This is a genomic window from Spirosoma oryzae (assembly GCF_003002825.1).
GTDB lineage: Bacteria > Bacteroidota > Bacteroidia > Cytophagales > Spirosomataceae > Spirosoma > Spirosoma oryzae.
In genome coordinates this window covers 1-25,758 of the sequence record NZ_PVTE01000016.1, presented here as the reverse complement: position 1 = coordinate 25,758, position 25,758 = coordinate 1, and the positions used below count along the sequence as shown (strand labels likewise).

At 55.8% G+C, this 25,758-nt stretch carries 22 protein-coding genes; 10 read left to right on the top strand and 12 right to left on the bottom strand.

All coding sequences use genetic code 11. The annotated features are described in order from the left end of the window. Nucleotides 1–60 precede the first annotated feature (60 nt). The 5 genes from CLV58_RS18150 (at nucleotide 61) to CLV58_RS18130 (ending at nucleotide 7,084) form a co-directional block, all read left to right on the top strand. Nucleotides 61–1,302 carry a GTP-binding protein gene (locus tag CLV58_RS18150; protein ID WP_106139244.1) on the top strand — a complete coding sequence of 414 codons (1,242 nt, stop codon included), beginning with the start codon at nucleotides 61–63 and terminating at the stop codon, nucleotides 1,300–1,302. A gap of 90 nt (nucleotides 1,303–1,392) precedes the next feature. Continuing rightward, nucleotides 1,393–2,322: an NAD(P)/FAD-dependent oxidoreductase gene (locus CLV58_RS18145; protein WP_106139243.1), complete on the top strand. Its 930-nt coding sequence runs from the start codon at nucleotides 1,393–1,395 to the stop codon at nucleotides 2,320–2,322. A 150-nt stretch (nucleotides 2,323–2,472) separates the two neighbouring features. Next, complete coding sequence (locus CLV58_RS18140) at nucleotides 2,473–2,943, top strand: hypothetical protein (protein WP_106139242.1); 471 nt, start codon at nucleotides 2,473–2,475, stop codon at nucleotides 2,941–2,943. 121 nt (nucleotides 2,944–3,064) lie between these two features. Next, nucleotides 3,065–5,512, top strand: a complete 2,448-nt coding sequence (locus CLV58_RS18135) for a TonB-dependent receptor (RefSeq protein WP_106139241.1) — start codon at nucleotides 3,065–3,067, stop codon at nucleotides 5,510–5,512. A 120-nt stretch (nucleotides 5,513–5,632) separates the two neighbouring features. Beyond that, nucleotides 5,633–7,084, top strand: a complete 1,452-nt coding sequence (locus CLV58_RS18130) for a DUF3526 domain-containing protein (RefSeq protein WP_106139240.1) — start codon at nucleotides 5,633–5,635, stop codon at nucleotides 7,082–7,084. An 11-nt stretch (nucleotides 7,085–7,095) separates the two neighbouring features. On the opposite strand, the gene CLV58_RS18125 is transcribed toward CLV58_RS18130, so the two are convergent. Together CLV58_RS18125 and CLV58_RS18120 are read right to left on the bottom strand one after the other, a co-directional pair. Further along, nucleotides 7,096–7,500: a putative toxin-antitoxin system toxin component, PIN family gene (locus CLV58_RS18125; protein ID WP_106139239.1), complete on the bottom strand. Its 405-nt coding sequence runs from the start codon at nucleotides 7,498–7,500 to the stop codon at nucleotides 7,096–7,098. Continuing rightward, complete coding sequence (locus CLV58_RS18120; RefSeq protein WP_106139238.1) at nucleotides 7,493–7,741, bottom strand: hypothetical protein; 249 nt, start codon at nucleotides 7,739–7,741, stop codon at nucleotides 7,493–7,495. The genes CLV58_RS18125 and CLV58_RS18120 overlap by 8 nt, the downstream gene beginning before the upstream one ends. Nucleotides 7,742–7,866: 125 nt before the next feature. On the opposite strand from CLV58_RS18120, the gene CLV58_RS18115 reads away from it, so the two are divergent. Both CLV58_RS18115 and CLV58_RS18110 read left to right on the top strand, forming a co-directional pair. Then, nucleotides 7,867–9,219 carry a DUF3526 domain-containing protein gene (locus CLV58_RS18115; protein WP_106139237.1) on the top strand — a complete coding sequence of 451 codons (1,353 nt, stop codon included), beginning with the start codon at nucleotides 7,867–7,869 and terminating at the stop codon, nucleotides 9,217–9,219. A 119-nt stretch (nucleotides 9,220–9,338) separates the two neighbouring features. Beyond that, nucleotides 9,339–10,040, top strand: coding sequence for an ABC transporter ATP-binding protein (locus CLV58_RS18110; RefSeq protein WP_106139236.1), 702 nt, complete (start codon nucleotides 9,339–9,341; stop codon nucleotides 10,038–10,040). Nucleotides 10,041–10,065: 25 nt separating this feature from the next. Here the strand turns inward: CLV58_RS18110 and CLV58_RS18105 are convergent, their stop codons facing one another. The 6 genes from CLV58_RS18105 to CLV58_RS18080 all read right to left on the bottom strand — a co-directional run bounded on the left by CLV58_RS18105 (nucleotide 10,066) and on the right by CLV58_RS18080 (nucleotide 18,387). After that, on the bottom strand, nucleotides 10,066–11,469 hold the full coding sequence (locus CLV58_RS18105) for a M56 family metallopeptidase (RefSeq protein ID WP_106139235.1): 1,404 nt from the start codon (nucleotides 11,467–11,469) through the stop codon (nucleotides 10,066–10,068). Next, a complete protein-coding gene (locus CLV58_RS18100; RefSeq protein WP_106139234.1) occupies nucleotides 11,466–11,837 on the bottom strand; it encodes a BlaI/MecI/CopY family transcriptional regulator in 372 nt (123 codons plus the stop codon). Before CLV58_RS18100 ends, CLV58_RS18105 begins: the two co-directional genes overlap by 4 nt. 159 nt (nucleotides 11,838–11,996) lie before the next feature. Beyond that, nucleotides 11,997–12,497, bottom strand: coding sequence for a hypothetical protein (locus tag CLV58_RS18095; RefSeq protein WP_106139233.1), 501 nt, complete (start codon nucleotides 12,495–12,497; stop codon nucleotides 11,997–11,999). Nucleotides 12,498–12,605: 108 nt separating this feature from the next. Next, complete coding sequence (locus CLV58_RS18090; RefSeq protein ID WP_106139232.1) at nucleotides 12,606–15,599, bottom strand: serine hydrolase domain-containing protein; 2,994 nt, start codon at nucleotides 15,597–15,599, stop codon at nucleotides 12,606–12,608. A 142-nt stretch (nucleotides 15,600–15,741) separates the two neighbouring features. Beyond that, the gene (locus CLV58_RS18085; RefSeq protein ID WP_106139231.1) at nucleotides 15,742–16,899 is read right to left on the bottom strand and encodes an aminotransferase class I/II-fold pyridoxal phosphate-dependent enzyme; all 1,158 of its coding nucleotides are present in this window, start codon (nucleotides 16,897–16,899) and stop codon (nucleotides 15,742–15,744) included. A gap of 177 nt (nucleotides 16,900–17,076) precedes the next feature. Then, a complete protein-coding gene (locus tag CLV58_RS18080; protein WP_106139230.1) occupies nucleotides 17,077–18,387 on the bottom strand; it encodes an APC family permease in 1,311 nt (436 codons plus the stop codon). A gap of 217 nt (nucleotides 18,388–18,604) precedes the next feature. Here CLV58_RS18080 and CLV58_RS18075 point away from each other — a divergent pair, with 217 nt between their 5' ends. After that, nucleotides 18,605–19,237, top strand: a complete 633-nt coding sequence (locus tag CLV58_RS18075) for a DUF1345 domain-containing protein (RefSeq protein ID WP_245882375.1) — start codon at nucleotides 18,605–18,607, stop codon at nucleotides 19,235–19,237. Nucleotides 19,238–19,352: 115 nt separating this feature from the next. Here the strand turns inward: CLV58_RS18075 and CLV58_RS28425 are convergent, their stop codons facing one another. The 4 genes from CLV58_RS28425 to CLV58_RS18060 are packed head-to-tail and all read right to left on the bottom strand — an operon-like array spanning nucleotide 19,353 to nucleotide 21,533. Beyond that, nucleotides 19,353–19,520: a hypothetical protein gene (locus CLV58_RS28425; protein ID WP_170108737.1), complete on the bottom strand. Its 168-nt coding sequence runs from the start codon at nucleotides 19,518–19,520 to the stop codon at nucleotides 19,353–19,355. Nucleotides 19,521–19,541: 21 nt separating this feature from the next. Continuing rightward, entirely contained in the window at nucleotides 19,542–19,973 is a 432-nt protein-coding gene (locus tag CLV58_RS18070) for a PIN domain-containing protein (RefSeq protein ID WP_106139228.1), read from the bottom strand. Between the two features lie 28 nt (nucleotides 19,974–20,001). Beyond that, nucleotides 20,002–20,250 (bottom strand): hypothetical protein, encoded by a 249-nt coding sequence (locus tag CLV58_RS18065; protein WP_106139227.1) that lies wholly within the window; start codon nucleotides 20,248–20,250, stop codon nucleotides 20,002–20,004. Between the two features lie 47 nt (nucleotides 20,251–20,297). Continuing rightward, nucleotides 20,298–21,533 carry a nucleoside recognition domain-containing protein gene (locus CLV58_RS18060; RefSeq protein ID WP_106139226.1) on the bottom strand — a complete coding sequence of 412 codons (1,236 nt, stop codon included), beginning with the start codon at nucleotides 21,531–21,533 and terminating at the stop codon, nucleotides 20,298–20,300. A gap of 141 nt (nucleotides 21,534–21,674) precedes the next feature. Between CLV58_RS18060 and CLV58_RS18055 the strand changes: the two genes are divergently transcribed. Further along, on the top strand, nucleotides 21,675–22,370 hold the full coding sequence (locus CLV58_RS18055; RefSeq protein ID WP_106139225.1) for a M15 family metallopeptidase: 696 nt from the start codon (nucleotides 21,675–21,677) through the stop codon (nucleotides 22,368–22,370). A 173-nt stretch (nucleotides 22,371–22,543) separates the two neighbouring features. Beyond that, nucleotides 22,544–25,758 (top strand): endonuclease/exonuclease/phosphatase family protein (locus CLV58_RS18050; RefSeq protein ID WP_211300879.1); only part of this gene is annotated, 3,215 nt, incomplete at its 3' end.

The following is a 25,758-nucleotide window of genomic DNA, read 5'->3' as shown; positions in this document are numbered from 1 at the left end:
AGTAGTTGCTTTCTAATCGGTTCGTTATATTTGCAACATTGTTGCATTTATAACGAACCGATGAAACAGCTACCTGTAACGGTATTAAGCGGCTTCCTGGGCGCGGGGAAGACAACCCTGCTCAACCATATCCTGCACAACAAGCAGGGGATGAAAGTCGCCGTGATCGTCAACGACATGAGCGAGGTCAACGTTGACGCGCAGTTGGTGAAGGACCAGAACACCCTGTCGCGCACGGAGGAAAAACTGGTCGAGATGAGCAACGGATGCATCTGCTGTACGCTCCGCGAAGACCTGATGCTGGAAGTGGAAAAGCTGGCTCGCGAAGACCGCTTCGATTATCTGCTGATCGAGTCGTCGGGGATTTCGGAGCCGTTGCCGGTAGCACAGACATTCAGTTTCCAGTCCGATGATTCGGTCGACGAAGCGAACCGTGTCGACCTGTCGCGGTTTTCCCGGCTGGATACGCTGGTGACGGTTGTCGACGCGTTTAACTTCTTCCGTGATTTCAGTTCGGTCGACAACGTTCATCAACGTGACCTGAACCGGGGCGCCGGACCGCTCGGCCCTACCGATACACGCACGATTGTGAATCTGCTGACCGATCAGATCGAATTTGCCAATGTGCTGATTCTAAACAAGACCGACCTGATGAGCCGGGAGCAGGTTGGCGAGCTAAAGGCAATCCTGCACAAGCTGAATCCTAAAGCCCGGCTGATCGAATCCGAGTTTTCGAAGGTTGATCCGGCGCAGATTCTGAATACACACCTCTTCGATTTCGACGAAGCATCGCAGTCGGCGGGCTGGATTCAGGAATTGCAGAATCACCAGAACGGTATTAGCCATACGCCCGAGACGGAAGAATACGGGCTGTCTTCGTTTGTGTTTCGCGATCGTCGCCCGTTCCACCCAGCCCGGTTCTGGACTTACCTGAGCGAGAATTTTCCTGCCGGTATCATTCGCAGCAAAGGACTGTTCTGGCTGGCGTCGCGCCCCAGCGACGCGCTAAATTTTAGTCAGGCTGGTGGTAGTCTGCGGGCTGAATCGGCTGGTGTGTGGTGGGCCTCGATGCCGTTCAGCCAACGGATGCAGTACGGGTCGTTCCTGGACAATCGGACGTCTATCGAATCGCGCTGGCACAAACGCTTCGGCGACCGGCAGAACGAGCTGGTCATTATCGGGCAGGACCTGAATCAGGCGCAGATCACGGCTGAATTACAGGAATGCCTGTGCTCGGAATCTGAATTGGCGCACATGGGAAAGGGGGGGAGCTTCAGAGACCCGTTCCCTGTCTGGGAATAGTAGTTACTTGCAGGGAAACCTGCTGAAAAATAGGTAGATACGAGACCTAAAAGGTTTGGAAGCCTTTTAGGTCTGCTCAACGATAAAGCAATGAACTACGACGTAATTATAATTGGTGGCAGCTATGCCGGGCTCAGTGCCGCGCTGGTGCTGGGGCGGTCGCTGCGACGTGTGCTGGTTATCGACGCGGGGAAGCCCTGCAACCGGCAAACCCCGCATTCACACGGATTTCTGACCCGCGATGGTGAAACGCCCGCGCAACTGGCGGCTATCGCCCGCGAGCAGCTGAGTCAGTACCCAACGGTGACGTTTGTCGCGACGACGGCAACGGGGGCGAATCAATTGACGGACGGTTTTGCCGTTCACACAGCGGGAGGGGAGACATACAGCGCTCGCCGGCTGATACTGGCCACGGGTCTTATCGACGTAATGCCTGATATACCCGGATTTGCCGAATGCTGGGGCCGTTCGGTGCTGCACTGCCCGTACTGTCATGGGTACGAAGTTCACGGACAACCGCTGGGTATCCTGGCCAATGGCGAAATGGCCTACGAAATGGCCCGGCTCCTTCAGCAATGGAGTCGTCAGCTTACGCTGTTCACGAATGGCCCGTCGACGCTGACCGATGTGCAGCAACAGGTACTCGCGCAACTGGCGATCCCGATTGTTGAAACGCCCCTGACCGCGATCGAGCATACCGACGGATTTCTGACAGCTCTGGTTCTGGCCGACGGGCGGAGGGTATCGCCCACAGCTATGTTTGCGCGGGTACCGCTACGGCAATCGTCCGACATTGCCCAGCAACTGGGTTGTCAGCTCGCTGAACACAACTTCGTTCAGGTGACTGAGTTCGGCGCTACCTCAGTGCCGGGTGTTTTTGCGGCAGGTGATACAACGACCATGCTGCGACAGGTTGCCAACGCAGTCGCGGGAGGTGCCAAAGCCGGTGCCATTGTCAACGGCGAACTCATTGCCGACGACCTGCGCTACCTGACGCATCCGGCCGTAGCTGAGCGTTAATTCCAGTTCGCCAGACACTACTATGTCACGCTGAAAACGAACGCATAACCGGTCTGGACAAACCGATAGGAGCCGACGATCTAGTAGCTTTGTTTTTGCAACGTTGTTGCGAATGTGTAGTTTTGCCGGATAACTAGTCCGCGTTAAGCTATGAATACGTATCAACTGGTTGCTTTTGGCCTGGCCCTGAGCAGGCTGAAAGACTGCTCGTCATCCAGCGACAAACATGATCCGTTGCTGGATGAAGCAGCGCGGTATCACAACGAAGCGACTGTGATTCAGGCGACACTGGAGCCACGAGTCGATCAAATTGATTCGCTCAAAACGGTACTGACTGAACAGTCACTGCCTGCCAATGCGGCCCGAATCGCAACGCTCGACAGTATCAAAACGGCGTTTGAAGCCTGGGAGGAAAATCTGGTAGAGGTGCCCGGTATGTCCCACGAACATGACCATACGCACGGAAAACACGAACACCATCACCATACCGATGCGACCCTGAAAGACCTGCCCGCCGACCAGATGCGGGATTTACAGCGCGAGACCCTAAACAGTATTCGTCAGCTACAAGACCGTTTCGACGCCGTTGTAACCCAGACGTCCAGGTCTGGAGGCCAATAGGCTAACAGGTCCGGCCCACTAGCACATCGGCTGTTGCTGTGTTTTCTCAGACCTAGCCCACGCGGTGGCCACGGTAGCCGCCGGGCGGGTCTGGGCTACGTCTTACCTAAAACAAAACTTGATGAAGCACTTATTTACCTTTTTATTTCTTTGCCTTACGATCAGTCTGCGGGCGCAAACGATGTCGGGTACGGTTATCGACGCCGTAACGGGTAGTTTCATTCCCGGCGCGACGGTCCAGCTGACGAATGATAACACGGGTACATCAACTGATTCTACGGGCCATTTTTCACTACCGGGAAAAGGCACGATCCGGGTGTCGGCCGTCGGGTACCGACCGCTGACGATGGCGGGTCGGGCCGTCGCATTTGTTGTCGAGCTGATCCCCACCGCCAACGAACTACAAACCGTGGAAGTCGTGGGGCGGGCCACGCGGGAATACAATAGCGAATACTCCTTCTCGGCAACCAAGATTGCCGCGCTCAACAAAGACGTACCCCAGGCAATCGGGACGGTGACGAAAGAGCTGATAGCCGACCGACAGGCGTTTCAACTGGCCGACGCGGTGAAAGTAATCAGCGGGGTAGTTCCGTCGAGTTACTACAATCAATACGCCATCCGGGGCATCAGTCAGAACGAAGAAGGGCAGATTGTCAACGGGATGCGGACCCGGCAATATTATTTCATGCAGCCGCTGACGACCAACATCGAACGGGTAGAGGTAATCAAAGGACCGGCTACGGCTGCCTTTTCGTCGGTCGATCCGGGGGGGAGCATCAACCTGGTTACCAAGAAGCCACTGGCCACGACCCGGCGTGAGATAGGGCTGAGTGTGGGTAGTTTCAGTACCCTGCGCGGAACGATGGACTTTACGGGGCCACTCAACGCGAGCAAGACGCTGCTGTACCGGGTCAACGGGGCGTATCAGGAAGCCCGTAGCTATCGCGATCTGATCCGTAATAATCAGCTGCTGTTCTCGCCCTCGTTCTCTTATATTCCCAGTGAGCGTACGGCCATCAACGCCGAGTTGATTATCAGCCGGATGGACGGGAATCTCGACCGGGGACAGCCAATCTTCGGTGCCGTTGCGGGCCAGACGGACCTGAACAGTACGCCAATCAGCCTGAACCTGGGTGCCGCCAGCGATTATTTCCGGTCGAACCAGTTGCTGCTGACGGGTACGCTGGCGCACCGCTTTACCGATCGCGTCAGTCTGAACGGGTCGTATATGAAACAGACCTGGCAGGAAGATTTACAGGAACACCGTACTACCGGGGCCTTCGGTGTCGATGTTGCCGGGCAGCCCGTTACGTCACTGGCTGCTATGCAGTTCGTACAGCGTCGGCAGTTCTGGAATGTCGACAATGTGATGGCGTATCTGAACGTTACCGGGCAGACGGGGCCGCTGGGTCATAACCTGGTTGTCGGCTATGATCTGCATCGCTGGCAGAAGCTGAAAGGGGGCGGACAGAATGTGGCGCGTGGTTACCTGCTTAAAGATGGCTCGGTGGCCAACAGCTACACGGTTGCCAATGCCGCTAACTACCAGACGCAGACGGTACCGGGAGGTGTCGTTATCCCCCGGCCCAACGTACCGCACTTCGACCTGACCAATCCGACGTATACAATTCGCAGCGCCGACGATTATACGATCAACGTACGCACGGCTCTGCAACCGGCCCTGACGACGACCAATGCCATCTATGTACAGGAGCAGTTAAAAATAAAGCGGCTGACACTGCTGCTGGGCCTGCGTAACGAGTGGTTCGAAGACATCACTAACTACGGCGCGCCCGGTACGATTACGGTGACCAAAACGGCACTGCTGCCCCGTCTGGGCCTGACCTACACCATTAACCCGTCGGTCAATGCGTACGCTACCTACCTGCGTGGCTATCAGCCCCAGGCGAATACGGTTACGCTATTGCCGGTATCGGCTCCGGCGGGTAGCACGTTCGATCCGCTGGAAAGTGACTTAAAGGAGGTCGGTGTCAAGGCTGATCTGCTGGGCAATCGACTGCACGTTACGTCGGCACTGTACGAGATCAATCAGCGCAACCTGCTGATGAATGCCAACGACCCGACTAATCCTGATCTGCTGGTGACGCGTGGAGCCGAACGTAGCCGGGGTTTTGAGCTGGATCTGGCGGGTTATCTGCTGCCTAACTGGCAGATCAACGCGTCGTACAGTTATATCGATGCGATCATCGTCAACGATCGCGAAGCCAGCCTGATTGGTGCCCGCAAGCAAAACACACCCATTCACAGCGGGAACCTCTGGACGCGCTATAACTTTGCGTCGGGTACGGCACTGGCTGATCTGGGTATTGGCCTTGGGGCGCAGTACAGTGGTAGTAAAATACCTTGGTTCACAAGGGGGTTTGAGGTGCCCGCCTACACCCTGTTCGATCTGGCCGTGTACTACACGCCGTCGCGTAGCAGTGTACAACTGGCGCTGAACATGAACAATGTGCTGAACACGACTTACTGGATCGGGGCGCAAAACTACCTGCGGCTGTTCCCTGGCGCCCCACGCAATACCAACCTGACGTTGACGTATCGATTCTAATGATGCTTGAACTACCCCTAAATCCCCTGAAGGGGACTTCTTTGGCGCGCGAACAAAGTCCCCTTCAGGGGATTTAGGGGTGTTCAAACCAATAAAAACATAGTTCTCAACGAGTCTTTTATGCCCCTATCAACACCCGAACGACTCCTGGCCCGGCATGTCCGGCGGACGGCGTTCGCCAGCCCGGTCGTCTGGTTACCGACGCTGGTTATTGCCGCGCTGCTGATCTATGCGGCCGTACTGGGCTGGCTCAGCTTTCGGCAGCAGATGGCGCAGCGTGTTCATTATCAGGCGGAAGCCCGGCACGACTGGTTAAGCAATCCGGATAAGCACCCACATCGCATGGCGCACTTCGGCAACTTTGCGTTTCGGCCCAAGTCGCCCCTGAGTCTGTTCGATTTTGGGATGGAAAGCTATCTGGGAAACATGATTTTTCTGGAAGCGCATAAGCAAAACCCGGTCAACTTTTCGGAAGCGAGTTTTTCGACGGGGCTGCTGCGGTTCGGCGAGATCAGTCTGGCCATGGTCCTGCAACTGCTGCTTCCGCTGCTGACGTTCTTTCTGGGGTACGGCGTTATTGCTGCCGAGCGCGATTCGGGTACGCTGCGCTTGCTGCTCAGTCAGGGTATCAGCGGGCGGCAGTTACTGACCGGCAAACTACTGGGACTGGTCGAGATCGTGATGCGGCTTTACCTACCCGTTGTTATCCTGACGGCGCTGGGCTGGTTTCTCGTGCAGGACGGCCCGATCCGAACGGACGAAATTATCCGACTGGTATTGCTGGTACTGGCCTACGGCGCTTACCTGATTATCTGCTGTGGGGTAGCGGTGCTGGTATCGGCGCGGAGCGGGTCGGCCCGGACGGCGTTGGTGACGCTCATGGGTATCTGGCTGATGCTGGCGATTGTGCTGCCCCGCGCGGCTCAGGCGGTGGGGGCTTACTTGTACGAAATTCCGTCGAAAGCCCAGTTTTTGGCCAGAATCCAGAACGATGTGCTGAAAGAAGGTGACAGCCACAACCCGAACGATCCGCACTACGCAACGCTGAAGGATTCACTGCTGACGGCATATCATGTCGACTCGGTACAGCAACTGCCTATCAATTACAGCGGGGTGGTGATGGCCGAGGGAGAGAAGATCAGCGCCCACATCTACACAGACCATTTCGGTCTGTTGCAGGACGTATATGCCCGGCAGAATCGCCTGTCGGAACTCGTTGCCGTTGCCGATCCCTTCCTGGCGATCCGGCAGCTATCGATGGCGCTGGCTGGTACCGACTACGCGACCTACGCCGATTTTCAGGAACAGGCCGAGCGTTACCGCTACGACATGGCGCAGCACCTCAACGCTTTACAGATAAACTACATCGCCAACAAAAAGCCGGGGCCCAACGATAAACCCGCTGCCATCGGCCGCGCCAACTGGGAGGCCATGCCTGACTTCACCTACCAGCCGTTGCCGGTTGGTGCTACGCTGGCGCATGCATGGCGGTCGCTGCTGACGCTGGTCGTCTGGCTCATCGGCTTAGGATTCGCGTTCCGTTGGACCGCCCGGACACTGACTGTTGCCTGACTTCTTATGCTTCACCGCATGTCCAGAAATACACGAGCCGTAATGATCGGGATGCCATCAAACGGATGTAGCGTGAGCAAGTCTTTGTCGCCGGAAACGATCAACGTAGCATTGGCTTCTTTGGCCAGTGATAGAAACATATCGTCTTTAGGGTCACGACAAACACGGATAACCTGGTTGACCGTAATTAGCGTGCATTGGTCGATAAACGTTTCTAAACGATCGCTGCGCTGGTCAAGTGGCATGAGTTTGTCAAATTTAGGCCGATGGATAACCCGACGCCATTCCTCGACGATAGCCTGGGAGATGACCGGCTTACCCGTTTGCGCTTTGTGGCAAGCCTTGGCTGGTAGTGAATCCGGCCAGAAAAGCGCACTGATAACGGTGTTGGTATCCAACACATACGCATTACTCATCGGTCGCCTGCCAGTTGTGTTGAATCAGGTAGTCGTTGCCGAACGTGAGTCGCATGTCCTCGTCGCTCATTCGCATCGCATCTTGGAAGTCGTGCAGTGTTCCCGCCGGTACATCGACTCGGTTCAGTTCCTGAATCAACAGCAAAGCCACTTTATCGGTAATGGCCTGCTGTTGAGGACGAGGCAACTGTTGAAAGCGCTGGGCAACCTGCTCCGTGATTGGAATTTGTACCGTCGTCATAGGTCTATTCGGATGAACTAGTGTACTCAAAAATAAGAAACGGTTTTTTACCTGAAAAGAGTTTGCAGCCGTACCGCAATGGGTGCCTCGCAATCAGGTAATGATAGCCCAGAAGAATACGAAACATGATTCGATTAGCTTTCAAGAACTTCATTCGGTCGGGGGGTGTGCGCGTCGGGCTGGCGTTGCTGCTGGTGGCGGGTGTAGTTAGCCTGTTGATCGGGCGACAATTCCTCGACCGACAAACGCAGGCCATCGCCGATGTCCGGGCGTATCAGCAGACCGAGTTTGCCCGGAACATCGCCACGCACAAAGACGAACTGGGGCTGTTGCTCTATTACCTGAAGTTTTCACTGGTCAACCAGGCACTGCCGCTGAGTGGCCTGTCGCTGGGGCAGCGCGACGTAAACCCGTCAATCCAAAATGTTACGATCCGGGCGCTGGAAAGTCAGCGCTACGATGCTGATCTGACCAATCCGGCTAATCTGCTGCTGGGAAATCTGGACTTTAGCTTTGTGCTGATCTACCTGTTTCCGCTCCTGCTGATTGCCTGCTGCTACAACCTGGTGTCCGACGAGCGAGAGCGCGGGACTTGGAAACTGGTCGTCGTGCAGCAGCCTAACGTCATGTCGGTCATCTATCGACTCTACGCCATCCGGGTTGGAGTAATTCTAGCTGTGCTGGCCGTACTGGTTGCCGTAGCGATTCCGCTACTGCGCTTACCAATCGACGTAACCCTGGCCGGTTTCGTGGGCCTGTCGGTGCTGTACATACTGTTCTGGGCGGCTGTCTGCTTCTGGGTAACGTCGCTTCGGAACCGATCGAGCGTCAACGCGCTGTTGCTGGTAAGCGGTTGGCTGGTACTGATCGTGCTGCTGCCGACCTTACTCAATACGTACCTCGTTACACGCTACCCGACGCCGGAAGCCCTGGAAACGACACTAGCGGCCCGGAAAGGCTATCACGAAAAATGGGATACCGACAAGCAGCAGACGATGCAGGCGTTTCTGGCGCACTACCCGCAGTTCCGGTCGATCCCCCCGCCGAAACTGGCTTTCGACTGGCCGTGGTACTACGCCATGCAGCAACTGGGCGACGATGAAGCAAGTAAGGCAGCGAATGCCTTACGGGCGAAAGTAACCCAACGGGAAACCGCCAGCCGCCAACTGGCCCGGTTTATTCCCCCGCTGCATATGCAGTTGCAACTGAATGAACTCGCCCGGTCAGGGCTGGGGAATCAACTCCGGTTTCAGGAAGCGACGGGGCGTTTTCACGAAAACCTGCGCCTGCATTTTTACGACCGACTGTTCCGCGACGTTCCGGTCAAGGCCGAAAACTGGACCCGTTTCGATGTACAGACATTTCACGACGATACGCCCTTCGACGCGCTGACCGGGTTGCTGCCCCTATTGCTGTTCACGCTCGTATTCACCGGACTGGGCTGGCTGAACTTCCGCAAAACGGCCACTATGGCGTAAGAGTAGACGTTTCTGTCATTCCGAGCCTGCGAGGAATCTTCGGTAGAATGGTATTTTTGGCTAGCTACCGAAGATCCCTCCTGGTGTCGGGATGACAGAAAATAACTAGCAAAACTGATATGCTACAAGCGATAAACCTCACCAAGCGATACGCACCCGATGCCCCCCCCGCGCTCGACGGGCTGAATCTGACCGTTGCGCCCGGCGAAATTTTCTGTCTGCTGGGGCAGAACGGGGCCGGTAAAACGACGACGATCAACCTGTTTCTGGGCTTTTTGCAACCCACGTCGGGGCAGGCCCTCGTCAACGGGTTGACCGTCGCCGACCATGGGCAGGAAACAAAGAAATACCTGGCTTACCTCCCCGAAACGGTGCTGTTGTATCCAAACCTGAGCGGACTGGAAAACCTGGATTTCTTTGCCTCGCTGGCTGGCTTTGCGCTGTCGACCGACGAACTACGCAGCCTGTTGCTGCGGGCGGGTTTGCAGGCCGACGCCCACACGCGGTCGCTGGGTGGCTATTCGAAAGGGATGCGCCAGAAAGTGGGCATTGCCATTGCGCTTGCCAAGCAGGCGAAGGTGCTGCTGCTCGACGAACCGACCAGCGGTCTCGATCCCAAAGCCAGCAACGAATTCTCGGAACTCCTGACCCAGCTTAGCGCCGACGGAACCGCCATACTGATGGCTACGCACGATATCTTCCGCTCCAAGGAAGTTGGTACGCATATCGGCATCATGCGGGCGGGCCACCTGGTCGAAACGCTGCCAGCCGCCGACCTGACCGCCAATGAGCTCGAAGCGATCTACCTGCAAACTGTTTGATACGTCGGTGTCACGACAGCGTTGTTTATTGCTTTGGCTCTACCCAAACGGTCTTCGGCTTGGGCTTACTCTCTAAAACAACCAAGAAGGGTGATTCGGTTTGTTCCTTCAGATAGCGTTCGTATTCCTTGTGCGTCATTAAGCTAAACTGGTATAAATAGCCTTGCGGCTGCCGGGCATTTTTGTGCACGTAACTTCCCATAAACGAAGCAATATCACTGGGCTTGTATTTGTTAAGATCGCTGTTTTTGATGTGTTTGCCATCCAGCCAGATACCAAACCGTTTTGGATTCTTCCAGTCCTCAAACTGCGCATTTGTCGGCGTCTTGGCGGCTAGAGGAGGAACAAAAAACACTTTTTTCTTCTCAGCTTCCGACAAATCAGAAAACCGCTTCATGACCTGTTTCCTGGGGAAGTTTCCGTTAGCCTTAGGCCAGGTCATGACCAGTTTATCGCTGTAGCGCTGTTCCAGCGTCATCGAATCGGTCGGCACTTTTGCCTTCGTGACTGTACCGGTTGATTCTTCAGAAACGGACTTCGTTACCTGAGCCACCGATTGGAGTCCAGCGGCCAGTGTGAGTAGCAGAAACAAGGTAGCGGCTGCACCGACGGCAAAACCAGCCCGCAGGGGAGACGTGCATTTGGTCATCATAATCAAGCGTTGTTTAGCGGTTTGAAAGGTGAAAGCACTGGTTAAAAAGACGGGCTTCGTGGGCGTCAGCCTGCTCAGTAGCAATTGCTGGTACCGGACGACATTCTGGTGCTGGGTGTTGACCGATTGGTCGGCCAGAAACTCGTGATTGAGTCGCATCGCCCGGCGTACGAAGAAAAGGGCCGGATTGAACCAATAGAAGCAGCTAATCAGCTCAACGAACAGGATGTCGACCGAGTGCTGTTGCCGGATATGGGTGAGTTCATGCGTGAACAGTTCGGGCTCAATTCCCTGCTTCTCGTAGTCGGTCTGACCGATAAAGAGGTAATGAAGAAAGGTATGCGGACGCGTAGTCGCTGGTAGCAAAACGACTGTAGCCTCGGCATGACGAACGGTTGGGAACTGACGAATTCGGTAAACGATACTGGCTAGATTACGGACGAGCCGGATAAGCAGTACCGCTGTGACCGCCCCGTATACCAGCAGCCACAGATCGGGCGAATGGTCGGTTGGGGGAGCGGCTACCGCGCCGGCGGGTAACATAACACGGGTGGGCTCAAACTGGGCTACAACCGATACCGGTAACGGTGTTGGTGGGACAAAGTTGGATTGAACTGTCACCGGAAACGACAGTAGCGGCCCGACCACCGCGAGCAGCAGACTCGCCAGCAGATACCCCCGCTTAAACCGATGCATGGTTTCGTTTTCCAGCAACAGCTTATAGGCAATGACCAGCACCGATAGCATAAGGATGGACTTCAGACCGTAGAGGATCATGCTTTTCGCTTTTGAATTTCCTGTTCGACAATCGTCTTGAGTGTTTCCAGTTCATCCGCCGACAAGTCCGTTTCGGATGCGAAAAAGGACGCGAACTGCGCCGATGAGTTGTTGAAAAAATTTCGAATCAGCCCACTGACCTGCGTACGGGAATACGCGTCACGAGCAACCAGCGGGTAATACTCCCGTGAATTTCCGTACTCTTTATAGCTGATAGCGCCCTTGTCGATTAGCCGCTTCAGCAGTGTTGCCACCGTGGTCGTCGCGGGTTTGGGATCGTCGTAGGCATCGAGGATGTCTTTCATAAAGGCCTTGCCCGATTCCCATAGGTGATGCATCAATACCTCTTCAGCCGCCGTTAGTTTCATTTTCTATAAAAATAGAAGTTCTTCTACAAATGTAGAAGAAAAAATTACTAGGTCAATTTTTTCTTAACTTTTTTACAAAAACAGCTAAAAGAGTGGCTACAAATAAAAAGAGCCGCATCACCTGAGCAGTGATGCGGCTTTGCCAGCGTGTCGCAGCTATTACTTTTTGCCTGCTTTGTGGTCGGCCATCATTTTTTCGTGGTCTTTCACCATCTGCGCTTCCTCGTCAGCCATGTGTTTGTCTTCCAGCATCATCTGATCGTCTTCGGCTTTCATTTTCTCGTGATCTTTCGCCATCTGCTCGTCCGATACCTCGCCTTTCTCGTGCTTGGCTTCCAGCTCGGCATGTTGCTTCATCATTTCTTCATGGCGGGCAACGATCTGCGCGTGCTCCGCCAGTAACTTCTCGTGATTAGCTTCCAGCGTTTTGTGATCGGCGAAGGCCTCCGGTAGCGAGTCATGCGCAGCCTTCAGCTTCTCATGCTCGGCTTCCATATCGTGATGGGTGGCCTCCATCTTTTCGTGGTTAGCCTCCAGCGTAGCATGCTCGGCGACAAGCCCCCGATGCGCTTCGGAATTTTTGTTATCCGATTTACAGGACGATACAAGCAGGTTGGTAGCCAGCAGCGCAACCGGGATACGTACGAATAGTGTTTTCATGGATCATTTTCGTGATTGGTACAAACAAAGGTAGCGTCTAATATGCAACGTTGTTGCATATTAGACGCTACGGTTAGCCGTATTTATCTACGAAAGCGACGGTAACCGTTAGTTTGGCCGTAGTCCGCGCTTGGTGGCCCGGTAGAGGGCTTCAGCGACGTAGGTGCGGGTGTTCAGCGAGCTGATCAGGTTGTTGTTACGCGTCGGGTAAACACGGTTCGACAAGAACACGTACGACAGGTTATAGTCGGGTTCAACCCAAACGAAGGTACCCGTGAAACCCGAGTGACCGAAACTGTTTTTCGACGCCGACCGGGGGGCGTTGCCCGTATAGGTGAACGACGGTTTTTCGAAGCCAATGCCGCGCCGGTTACCCAGCTCAGGAAACTGATACCGGGTGAACTCGTCCAGTGTTTTCTTCGCGATGTACTGCTTGCCTGCGTAGGTACCTCCACGCCGGTACAGTTCGATCAGTTTCATCAAATCGTTGGCCGTTCCGAACAGACCCGCGTGACCCGATAAGCCGTCGAGCATGGCCGCTCCCTCGTCGTGAACGCGGCCCCAGATCAGCGTTTTCCGGAACAGCGAATCATACTCGGTCGGTACGATGCGATCCCGCGAGTAGAAGCGCATGGGGTTGTACGTCAATGTATAAGCGCCGAGTGGCTGATAGATGTTTTTCTTCAGGTAATCCTCAAACGGTGTTTTCGTCAGGCGTTTTACGATCTGTGGGTAGAGGTAAAACGACAGGTCGGAATAGACGTACTCTTTCTTGGCGTTGAGTGGCGAATCGCGAATCTGTTCGAAAATCGTCTGCGGGTAGTTTTTGAACTCGAACAGACTGTCGGTCACGACGATTGGGTAGCGGTTCGATTTCTCGTCCTGGAACGTCTTCGGCTTCCACGTACCGTCGGGGTTTTTGGTCGACTGCCAGAACGGAATCCAGGCTTTCAGCCGGGCCTGATGTGTCAGTACGTCACGCCAGACGAGGTCAGCTTTGTTCGACTTTTTGTAGCTTGGCAGGTAGTCGGCCATCTTACCGTCGAGGTTGAACTTGCCCGCGTCGACCAGTTGCATGAGGGCGGGGGTAGAGGTGCTGACCTTCGTCACCGACGCCAGATCGAAGAGGTCGTCTACCTTGTCGGGAACGGGGTCGCCACCGAGCGAGGCATCGTAGACGTGCGTGCCGTAAGCCTTCTGGAAAATAACCTTACCATCTTTCGCCATCTCGACCACACAGCCGGGAAACGCCCGCTTCTCCAGCCCGACATTGACCAGTGAATCGACCTGCTGCGTCAGGTAAGCCCCGTCGATACCGACTTCTTCGGGAATGGTGTATTTGATACGGTTCAGCGACGGAATGCTCAACCCATCACCCGCCCGGAACCGCTGATTGACCGTGACGGGCAACCGACCTTCTGCGCCGATGGCCCCGAAGATCAGTTGCGCGGCCAACTCTTCGGTGTGATTGGTCAGCTGATACGGCATCACGATGGCTTGTGCCTGTTCGATGGAACGGCTTGAAACGGTATCGTTCGGCATGGTCAGTTTGTCGAGCGAGTAGACGTTGCCGAAGACCGTAACGACCGCTTTCCCCGTCGCCACCAGTTCACTCACCAGTGCCGCCGTACGCGCCTGCATGCCGTAGCGCGGTGGGCGAATGTTGCTCAGGTGAACGTCCACAAGCAGCAGGTTGTAATTCTTCAGTGAATCGCGCAGGGTGTTCAGCAGCGAGTCGGGCGTTTGCGACGTCATCGTAAACGAATCGACTTTGGTGTAGTTGGCGGCCATTTTCTGGAAGGCCGTGACGGTATTGCTTTCTACGGCTACCGATGCGATACGCAGCGTGTCGAGCCGTTGCAGCGGCAACAGGCTGCGGTCGTTTTTCAGGACGGTCAGGCTTTTCTCTGTCATCTGCCGGTTCAGCAGTTCCGAACTCGCCGGGTTCAGATCGCGTACCAGATTGTCGAGCACGACAGGCTTGTACTTGTCCAGACCGGCCCAGGCTTTGGCGCGCAGTACGTTCCGGCACCGCGCGTCGAGCGACTCCTGCGACAGCCGCCCACTGGCAATACCGAGCCGGATTTGCTGGAGGGCCGCCGGGACGTCGTAGGTGAATTCCAGCACGTCCATACCCGCTTCCAGACCCAGTTCGTCGGCCTGCCCGGATGGGTAATACTTCGTCACGCCTTTCATGTTCATGGCGTCGGAAAAGATCAGTCCTTTGAAGCCCAGCTCGTTTTTCAACAGGTTGGTGACGATGGCGGGCGACAGGGTCGACGGGCGATTGCGGGTCGTGTCGAGGGCGGGAATGTTCAGGTGCGCGATCATCACGCCCGACGCGCCCGCCTGCATCAGTTGCCGGAACGGATAGAGTTCGAGCGAATCGATCTCGGCGCGGCTTTTCGCAATCAGCGGCAGGTCGTAGTGCGAATCGGTATCGGTGTCGCCATGACCGGGAAAATGTTTGATTGTGGTCAGCAGGCCGTTATCCTGCATGCCTTTCATGTACGCCAGGGCTTTGCGGGCAACGGTATACTTGTTTTCACCGAACGACCGAAAGTTGATAACCGGGTTGCCGGGATTGTTGTTGACGTCGACCGAGGGGGCAAAGTTGATGTGTACACCCAGTCGTCGGGCCTGTTTGGCCAGTCCCGCGCCCATGTTGTAGATAAGCGAGTCGTGCCCCTGCATGGCTCCCAGCGTCATCTGATACGGATAACGCACCGTGCTGTCGAGTCGCATGGCAAGGCCCCATTCGGCATCCATCGCGATCAGCAGCGGCACCGTCGACAGCGCCTGTAGCCGGTTGGTCAGTTTCGCCTGCCGCACCGGTCCGCCCTGAAACATGACGACACCACCCAGTTTGTAGGTCCGAACCAGCGTGACCAGCGAATCTTCGTAAGCGGGTGTCCGGTTGGAATAGCCGGCGACCATGATAAGCTGACCGACTCGTTCGTCGGGTGTCAGCGTCGTAAACACCGAGTCAACCCAGCGATCGATGCGCGGATTGGGTTGGAGAAATGCGGGCGTGGTCTGTGCAACGGCGGTCAGCTGGACCAGGGTGAACAGGAAAAGCAGAAAAAAACGGGTACGGGGCATGCGTAAATAGGGCGTTGAGACTTGAACCGGTAAAAATACGAAAATGTAGAGACGCGACCCTTCGCGTCTCGGCAACCGGCTGGCTGGCAACTGACTGGCAACCGGCTGGCTGACGCGTGCTGAGACGCGAAGGGTCACGTCTCTACAAACTGTCCAGGCTTTGCCGCAGGTCATCGATCAGGACTGCCGGTTCTTCCAGACCGACGTACAGGCGGATCAGGTTGTAGTTTTCGTCGGCGGGGGCGCTAGCCGGGTCGTAGCCGATACTGGCCGGAAAAACCAGCGACTCATGACCACCCCACGATACCCCCAGTAAAAACCGTTTCAGTCCATCAGCAAAAGTGTCGACGGTTGCAATCGCATCCGTATCGAGCGCAATCGTAATCAGCCCTCCGCAGCCCGTCATCTGCCGCCGGGCCAGTTCGATCTGCGGGTGACTGTCGGCCAGCGGGAAGTGGATACGACGGACAGCGGGGTGTTGTTCCAGAAACGCGACGACTTGTCGGGCGCTGTCGTCGGAGCGTTGAACCCGTAGCTGAAGCGTACGTAAACCGCGCAGCAGGAGCCAGGCATTTTGTGGGGAGATGATGGCACCGAGGGTCATGTATTCGCCCGAAAAAATACGTTTCATCATCGCCGTCGTGCCGCAGATCACGCCCGCGATCGCGTCGGAGTGTCCCCCGTAGTATTTCGATCCTGAATGCAGCACAATATCGACACCCAAGTCTGCCGGACGCTGAAACAAGGGCGTACAATGACTGTTGTCGATCATCGTCAGGATGCCGCGTTCGCGCGCCAGTTGGGCGACGGCCCGGATGTCCTGCAATTCGAACGTAAACGTATTGGGCGATTCAAGGTAGATCAGCCGGGTTTCGGGGCGGATGGCGGCTTCGAAATTAGCCGTGTCGGTACCGTCGACAAACGTAGTCGTCACACCGAAGCGGGGCAGGTAGTCGCGCATGAGCCGGAGCGTCCAGCTGTACGGTTTCTGTACGCATACGATGTGGTCGCCCTGCCGTACGTTAGCCAGCACAGCGGCCGCAATGGCCGCGCTGCCACTGGCCAGCACCAATGCATCTTCAGTTCCTTCCAGCGCTGCCAGCTTCTTGCGCAGAATGGCCACCGTCGGGTTGTTGCCACGGGTATAAAAATGCCGTTCGTACTCAAACGGAAGGTCGGCCCGCATAGCCGCGACGCTCGGGAAGGTAAAGTTGCTGGTCTGAATAATGGGGGGCGCAATCGCGTTGAAGTACTGGTCGCGCTCTTCACCCAGTTCGTTGAGGATATAGGAAATGTCCATGTGTAGTGGTTTTGGTATATGGTTTTTGAAATGGGGTGGTGAGTAGCCTGGACGGGGGGATGTAGCCTGGACGTCCACGTCCGGGTGCCCGTCAGGGCAAAAAGCTACCGCCTTGAGTAGTTGGCCTAACGGCCACCCGGACGTGGACGTCCAGGCTACTTAACACGCAAATTCTCATCAAAACACACGCTTCAGCAGATAATACAGCGGGAAGCCGCTGGCGAACAGCCCCCAGCCGATTGCAGCCGGACCGGGGTCGGTGATGATGACGTTTGCCGATACGACCAGTAGAAAGCCGATGAACAGTGCCGGTAGAACCGGGTAAAGCCAGACGCGATAGCCCGTGTAGGTATCGGTCGATCGGGCGCGCCGACGAAACACAAACAGGGTCGCAGCCGCGCTGGCGAGGGCAACGGTGTCGATGGACATGACGTAGCTGACGATCTTTTCGAACGTGCCGAGAAAAAAGAGCGACAGCAGCATGACCACCACCAGAAACGTCAGTGCAAACTCCTGCGTCTGTGTCCGTTCGTTGACCCGTTTGAAAATGGGCGGTAGGATACCGTCGTCGGCCATGGCGTAATAAACGCGGGGCAACGACAACAGGCTGGCATTCAGGTAGCCGAGAACAGATACGAAAATGGCGACGGAGAAAAAGGTGTAGCCGATGTCGCCGGTAAGGGTGCGGGCAAGGTCGGCGGCTACAAGTTTGGAATGGGGGAGCTGGCTAAAGCCCAACTGCTTTACGTAGGCGTAGTTCAGCGTAAGGTACAGGGCCATAATCAGCAGCATGCCGCCGATGACCCCGCGTGGTGTGTTACGCTGCGGATTGGTCACGTCGGCACCGAAATTGAGTACCTGCTGATAGCCGCCGTAGGTGTAGAAAACGGCAATCAGACTGACGAAAAAAGCGGTGCTTGCTGTGTAGTCGGGAGTGAGCGTCGGCGCAGGAGCAAAGTCGCGACTGAACGGGGACAAAAACGCGCCCAGGCAGAGAAATCCCATCATCAATACTTTCAGGCCGCTCAGCAGGTTCTGGGTCCGGGCCCCCGACCGGATACCCAGCAGGTTGATGCCGTAGAACAGCAGTACCGTAACGATGACGGTCGCCCGGATACCGGTTGGCCCCTGAAACGAAGCGGGTAGCAGCGGGTTGATGTACTCCGCCCCGATCAGCGCGACGCCGACGTTACCCGCTCCGTAGGTCAGCACGATGACCCAGTTGAGCATGAACGCAAAAACGGGGTGAAAGGCTTCCGAGATCAATTTGTAGAACCCGCCCGCTACCGGTCGGCGGGAGCCGATTTCGGCGAAGGTCAGCGCACCGATCAGGCTGACCAGGCCCCCTGTCAGCCAGGCCCCGAAAAAGATCGTCTGGTTGCCCGCCGACTGCGCGACGATGGCCGGGGTCCGAAAAATACCGATACCAATAACCAGGCTGACGACGATCATCGTCAAATCAAAAGCAGACAGTTTGGGTTGTATCATGCGAAGCAGGCACCGGGTAAGGCTGGGAATCGACCAAGATAGTCACGGCCCGCTACACTACACGGCCTAAGTCGCTGAGCAGCCTTGTTTTCCGGTTAAGTAGGCCGGTTCGCAAGCTGTTCCGTCAGACAGGGCTTGCTGCCAACGACACCGGATTCATCGCTTAGTTAACTTACTTGCACTTACTCTGATGCCTATGCTAACCCGAATCAGTCGTTTGGATACCAGACATCGGCTGGTGATTGCCGTTGTCATTGCGTTTATCACGGCCTTCGTCACGCCGTCGACATTCAGTTGGCCGGTTCGCATCGCCTGTACCTGGGTTGGCTTTTCGCTGTCGACTTTGCTGATGATGTGGGTCACGATCACGGTAGCGCATCCGCGTGATCTGCCCGGTCTGTCGAAGATGGAGGATTCGAGCCGGACACTGATCTCGTTGCTCGTATCGCTGGCGGCTACGCTGAGTTTGTTCGTCGTGCTGATGCTGCTCGATTCGATGACTAAAACCAGCCCGTCGTGGATTTTGTGGTTGGCCGTACTGTCGGTCGCCTGTTCGTGGACATTGGTGCATACCGTGTTTACCCTGCGCTACGCCCACCTGTACTATGGCGACGAGCCGAACCCAAAGGAGCGCCCCGCCGGACTCGATTTCCCGAACGACGACGAGCCTGACTACCTCGACTTCGCTTACTTCTCGTTCGTTATCGGCATGACAAGTCAGGTGTCCGATGTAGCGGTTAGTTCGAAAGCACAGCGCCGGACGGCCCTGCTGCACGGTGTGCTGTCGTTTGTCTTCAACGCCATCATCATCGCCCTGACGATCAGCGGTGTATCGGGGCTGATGAATTGATTATAGAGGAAAGAGGAAAGTGGAAAGACAGAAGAAGAAAGAGGAGTGATGGGGCGGCAAAGCCATGGTACGCTCCACCGTCTTTCTTCTTTTCTCTTTCTTCTCTCTTCTAAACTTACCGCTTCTCTTTCTTCTTAGTTGCCTTCTCGGCCTGTTCGCGTTCGTAGGCTTCGCGTTGCCGCTTGTCGGCCAGCAGATTGCGATACAGGCCATTCAGTACGTATAAATCGTCGACTTCATCGATGAGCAAATGAAGCTGTTCGCGTACCTGATTGATATTCATAGGGGGGGCTGAGTTGGGTAGCTATCCCTGAAATAACTCATCCAAGGTTAAGACAGTTGCAAATCCCTGCTGTCGTAAACCGTTAGCAAGCACTTTATCGCGGGTGAGGAGAGGTTCACCCAGTTGAATCGCCAGCGCGACATAAGCGGTGTCGTTCGGGTCAACTCGCTTACAAAGATCGAATGCCTGGTAATAGCTCTGCGTTGTGATGAGCATGTTGGGCACAACGATAAGCTGCTCGAACAAGGTCAGTGTAAACTGGCTAAATGCCGTAGTATCGAGCTTGGTTCGCTTTAAAATTCGATCCTGATACAGTTGTATCTCTTCCAAAGCGAAGTCTGGTGTATAGATACGGTTGTCCGTAAGAAAGCGTAGATAGTGATCGTAGCCGCTTATCAGGCAGGAAAAAAGCACATTTGCGTCAACTACAAATGAGCGCGTCGACTGGACCATGTAAACGGTATGTAGCCTGGACTATTAATCAGTTAAACGCTTCAGGCGGCAGCTTGTCCTGAACCGTATACTTGTAACGATCCCAGGCTTCCTGCCGGGCTTCTTTCGCTACTTCCTCCCAGTCTACACCTGCTTCCTGCAACGAAGAATTAACCGTTTTGGCCTGTGCGCTCAATTCTTCCCAGATCAGGAGTTTTTCCAATCGGGCGGCAATGGCGCTGGCGTCTCCGTAACGAGCCAGGGTCTCGTCGCTGACGTTAATTTCAATCGTTGTCATAGGCGGCTGCTGTCTTGCTATCAAAGATAACCATTTTCAGGGCTGTTTCAGTGAAAGAAAAGGTAGCCCAGGGCAATACCGGCAATGACGCCCATCAGATCGGCGAACAAACCAAACGGGATGGCGTAGCGTGAATTACGAATACCGACCGAGCCGAAATACAGCGCGACAATGTAAAACGTTGTGTCGGCAGCGCCCTGAAACATACAGGCCAGTCGACCAACGAAGGAATCCGGGCCGAACTGTTTCATGGCGTCGATCATCAGGGCGCGGGAGCCGGAACCGCTCAGCGGACGCATCAGCGCAACGGGGAGGGCGTCGGTAAATTCGGTGTTGATGCCCGTCAGGCTGAATGCGTATTTCAGGCCGTCGATGACGTAGTCCATCGCGCCCGAATTGCGAAACGCACTGATGGCGACCAGCATCCCGACCAGGTAGGGAATGATGCGTACCGACGTCTCAAAGCCACCTTTGGCCCCTTCGATAAACGCGTCGAAAATATTCACCTTCTTCCGCATCGCGCCGAGCAGAAAGGCAACGATGATCGTCATCAGCACGAGGTTGCCCGTCACCTTCGAGATCACTTCGATTTCTTCTTTTGTCTTGGTCGACAGGTACCAGAGCGCCAGCCCGATCAGGCTGGTAATGCCGCCCAGCCAGCCAAGCACTACCCCGTTGATTAGGTTGATCCGCTGTTTGATCGACACGGCGATCATGCTAACGACCGTGGCGACGTAGGTGGCAATCAGGCACGGAATAAAAATGTCGGACGGGTCTTTGGCCCCCAGAATAGCCCGCTGCGCCATGATGCTGAGCGGAATAATGGTCAGGCCCGACGTGTGCAGCACCAGAAACATGATCTGGGCATTGGAGGCCGTATCTTTCTGCGGGTTCAGCTCCTGCAGGCTCTGCATGGCCCGCAGGCCGAAGGGCGTTGCGGCATTGTCGAGACCGAGCATATTGGCCGAAAAATTCATAATCATCTGCCCGTTGGCGGGATGATCGCGCGGTACTTCGGGAAACAGTTTGTGAAAAAACGGGCCGATAATCCGCGCCAGGAAGTTAATGGCACCGGCCTTCTCGCCGATGTTGAGCAGTCCCAGAAAGAAGGTCATCACCCCCGCCAGCGGCAGCGCAATGTCCATAACGGCCACTTTCGACGAGTCGAACAGCCCTTCGACAATGATGCGGAAGATCTCGGTGTCGCCCAGAAAAATCAGCTTGACCAGCGCGACCAGAAACGCAACCAGAAAGAAAAGAACCCAGATGTAGTTAAGTGCCAAGGGGATATAAAGAGTGAAAGAGCGAAAGATTGAAAGAGCGATTACTGCCATCGCGTTCGCTGGATGGGCAATGCTCATTCGACATTTGACGTAAGTTTACGCGATAGCCCGGCACAAATCAACTTCGCCCATAGCCAACCCATGAAACAAGTTAATTTCAGAATGATAGCCGCCGTGCTGGTATCGCTCTTTCACTCTTTCGCTCTTTCGCTTAGCGCAGAAGCGCAGTCTCTCGAAGCGTCGATGGTAAAACAGGGGCTTGTCGACGTGCAGCAGGCCGACCCCTCGATCCTGGTCGATCTGAAATACACGACGACCGATAACTTCGTCCACAAAGACGTGTACGGTGAGCTGACTAGGGCGTATCTGCAACCGATGGCGGCCCTGAAGCTGGCGGCTGCCAGTCGCTATCTACAGGAAAAACACCCCGACCTGCGCCTGCTGGTCTACGATGCCGCCCGACCCCGAACGGCGCAGGTAAAACTCTGGAATGCATTGCCCGACATGCCCGAACGACAACGTCGCCAGTATGTCGCCGATCCACGCGAGGGGTCGATCCACAGCTACGGCTGCGCGGTCGACCTGACGGTGGCTACCCAGGACGGAACTCCACTCGACATGGGTACGTCCTTCGACTATTTCGGTGAGCTGGCCTACCCCTCGCGGGAAGCCAGACTGTTCCAGGCGGGTAAGCTCACCCGGAAGCAGTTGGCCAACCGACAGATCCTGCGAACGGCGATGCTGCGGGCCGGTTTTACGCGTATTGAGTACGAGTGGTGGCATTTTAATGCGCTCTCGCGCAGCCGCGCCAAAGCTACTTGCCGAATCTTGGAATAGCCTGCCGGGGCCTGAATAGTCTTCTTGTAGAATGGATTTGCTGTACGTTTACTAAGAATAATAGGTCAGCGCAGGCATGTATAGATTAAAAACGATTGGTTATTAACATTCAGGAAACAAAAGCGAAACGGGTTTCGGCTATTTTTACTGAAAATCTAACTAATCCATTTTTAATGAAACAATCTATACGTTCGCTCAGCCGATTGTGGCTGTGGGTACTGGCACTGCTTGTTGCGCAACAAACGCAGGCGCAGGTATCGATTACGTCAGGTAATCTAACCTACACGCAGAGCTTCAATAGTCTGGCCTCAACGGGTACCACCAATTCATGGACAGATAACACGACGCTGCCGGGTTGGCTCAGTACGCAAGCGACCTACCGGGCTAGTACCGGGTCTGACAATGCTGGTGCACTTTATAGCTTTGGCAGTACCGGGGCTACTGAACGAGCACTGGGTTCGATAGCTTCCAGCAGTGCCACCCCGCAATATGGTGTCGTCTTTACCAACAATACGGGAGCGGCTATAGCGTCGCTTCAGGTGAGCTACACGGGCGAACAATGGCGAAATGGTGGTAACACAAACACGCAGAAGCTGACGTTCTCGTATGCCACTGGGACTGGTCTGACGATCACGACCGCCGGTACGAACGTGGCCGAACTGGACTTCACCAGCCCGATCGTGGGGGCTACCGCTGCTGCACTGGACGGAAACGCTACGGCTAACCGGACTGCCATCACGGGTACGATAACCTTTGGTACGCCACTGGCCGCTGGTCAGCAGGTACTCCTTAAATGGTCAGATGCCAACGATGTGGGTAGTGACCACGGGCTAGGTATTGATGATCTGAGCGTAACGGCTACGTTACAGAACACGACAATGTTTGTGCAGGCGAATCCGACGGCATTGTCGGGTTTTTCTACACCGCAGGGTACAGCTTCCGACGCCAAAACGTATGCACTGACGGGCAGCGGTCTCAGCGCCGACGTAACGGTAACGGCCCCCGCCGGTTATCAGGTCAGTCAGGACGGTGCTACGTTTCAGGACGCCCTTACCGTGGCACAGTCGAATGGCTCCGTAAACGCGACCATCTCGGTTCGGCTGACGGGTGCGTCGCTGGGGTCACCCGCCGGTACGATTTCGAACGTCAGTGGCTCGCTTTCATCCAACGTCTCCGTTAGTGGTACCGTAACGTCGAATACCCCCTACACCCCCATCGCGACGGTTCGCGCCAATGTCGGGAGTACCTTCACCATCGCCGGTCGCGTAACGGCGACGAATCAACTGGGCTCGCGCCAGATTTACATTCAGGACGATACGGGTGGTATCGTTGTCTACAGCGGTTCGACGGGTACGGACCTGAGTACGCTGGTTCAACTCGGTGACTTGGTGCAGGCGCGGGGCCCGATCACGGTCTTCAACGGATTCACAGAAATCACGTCGGCAGCGGCAACCAATTTCACGGTTGTGTCGGGAGCCGGTACACGCGTACCGACGCCAGTGGCCATCACGCTCGACCAACTTCCCAACTATCAGGGCCAACTGGTCAGCGTTGCCAACGCGTCGATTGCACCAGTAGCATCGACGTTCACGGGTGGAACGAACTACACGATCACCGCGAATGGTCAGTCGGCTACGTTGCGCATCAACGCTAACTCACCACTGGCCGGTGCCGGTCAGCCTGCTAATCCAGTTAGCGTTACCGGCATTGCTGACCGGTTTGTGTCGGGTGCAACGACCGCCGGTACGGACGGATTGCAGCTGCAACCCCGGATTCTGGCCGATATCCCCGGCTCGACGCCCGCGCAGGATCTGACCTGTACGGCGGGTATGAGCAACAGCACGCTCGGTACCGACCAGACGCTCGACATTGCGACCTGGAACATGGAGTTCTTCGGTGCAGATGCCGGCACAATCATTTGCTCTAACGGTAACCTGGATTACAACGACATGGGGCCGACGAACGAAGACTTACAGCAGAGCAATGCCGTTGCGGTATTGACTAAGCTGAAGGCTGACATTGTTGGTGTCGAGGAGGTCAGTGATCTCAATCGGCTGGCGGCAACGGTAGCGTCGCTGCCCGGCAGCTACAGCTATACCTGCTCGGATCGTTTCTCCTACTACTTCCAGGATGAGTGTACGCAAACGCCTACCGGCAACCCACCGACCGTATTCGGTCCGACCAAGTTTGCGCAGAAAGTGTGTGTTATCTACAATAAGGCAACGGTAACGCCTGTGCTGGCCGAAACGAAACCACTGTTGACGGATAAGTACAACTATCCCAGCGCCAATAACTGGTCGTCGGGTCGACTGCCGTTCCTGTTTGTTGGTGACGTAACGATCAATGGTGTTACGCAGCGGGTTCACGTCGTTACCATCCACGCCAAATCAGGTAGTGCTACGGCAGATTACAACCGCCGGAAGCAGGATATTGTCGACCTGAAAGCCAGTCTGGATGCGACGTATCCGAATGCGAAACTGATTATCGTAGGTGATTATAACGACAAGCTGAACGGCTCGATCGCGTCGGGACAGCAATCGTCGTATAAATCGTTTGTCGATGATGCGTCGAACTACAGCGCGCTGACGCTGCCACTGGAAAACAACGGCTGCTCGACCTTCAACTCGTCGGCCAGCTTTATCGACCACATGATCATCTCGAATGATCTGGCACCGGCGGCTATCTCGAATGCGACATACGTGCTGCAACCGTTCAGCATTCCGAACTACGGCAATACGACCTCGGACCATAATCCGGTTGTTACCCGGTTCGACCTGACGAAACTAGTTACACCCGTCACAGCATTGACCGTAACGGCCACGGCTAACCCGACCCAGCTCCTGACTTCGGGGAGCACCACCATCACGGCCAGCGTCTCGGGGGGGAAGGCCCCCTACAACTACAGCTTCACCGGACCCGGCACCATCACTGCCAACGGTAACACCGCTACGGTCGCGGGCCTGCCAGCCGGTGAGCAGACCATCACCGTCACGGTAACCGATGCCACGACGCCTACCCCCCAGACCAGCTTCACCACCGTCAGCCTGACGGTGACTACTGCTGGTAACCCCACGGTGCCCTTCAGCATTACGAGTGTGAGTCTGACCGGCTGCGAGCAGGTGACGGCCAGCGAGCGCCGGGTGACGCTGCTGCCCAACTACGCGGGCCTGACGGGGGAGAGTATCCGCTTCCGGGTGGCCAACGAGATCGACGCCACCACGGCGGCTGGTCCCTACAGCCTGCGCTTGTACACCGACAATCCGGTCATCAGCCTGCGGGCTATTCAGGGCAGCGGTGCTGAGGTGAGCTACAGCTACAACTGGCTGGCGGCCTGCACCAGCACGAGTCCGGCCAACACCGCCCCCGTGGCGGTGGCCAACGCTGACCA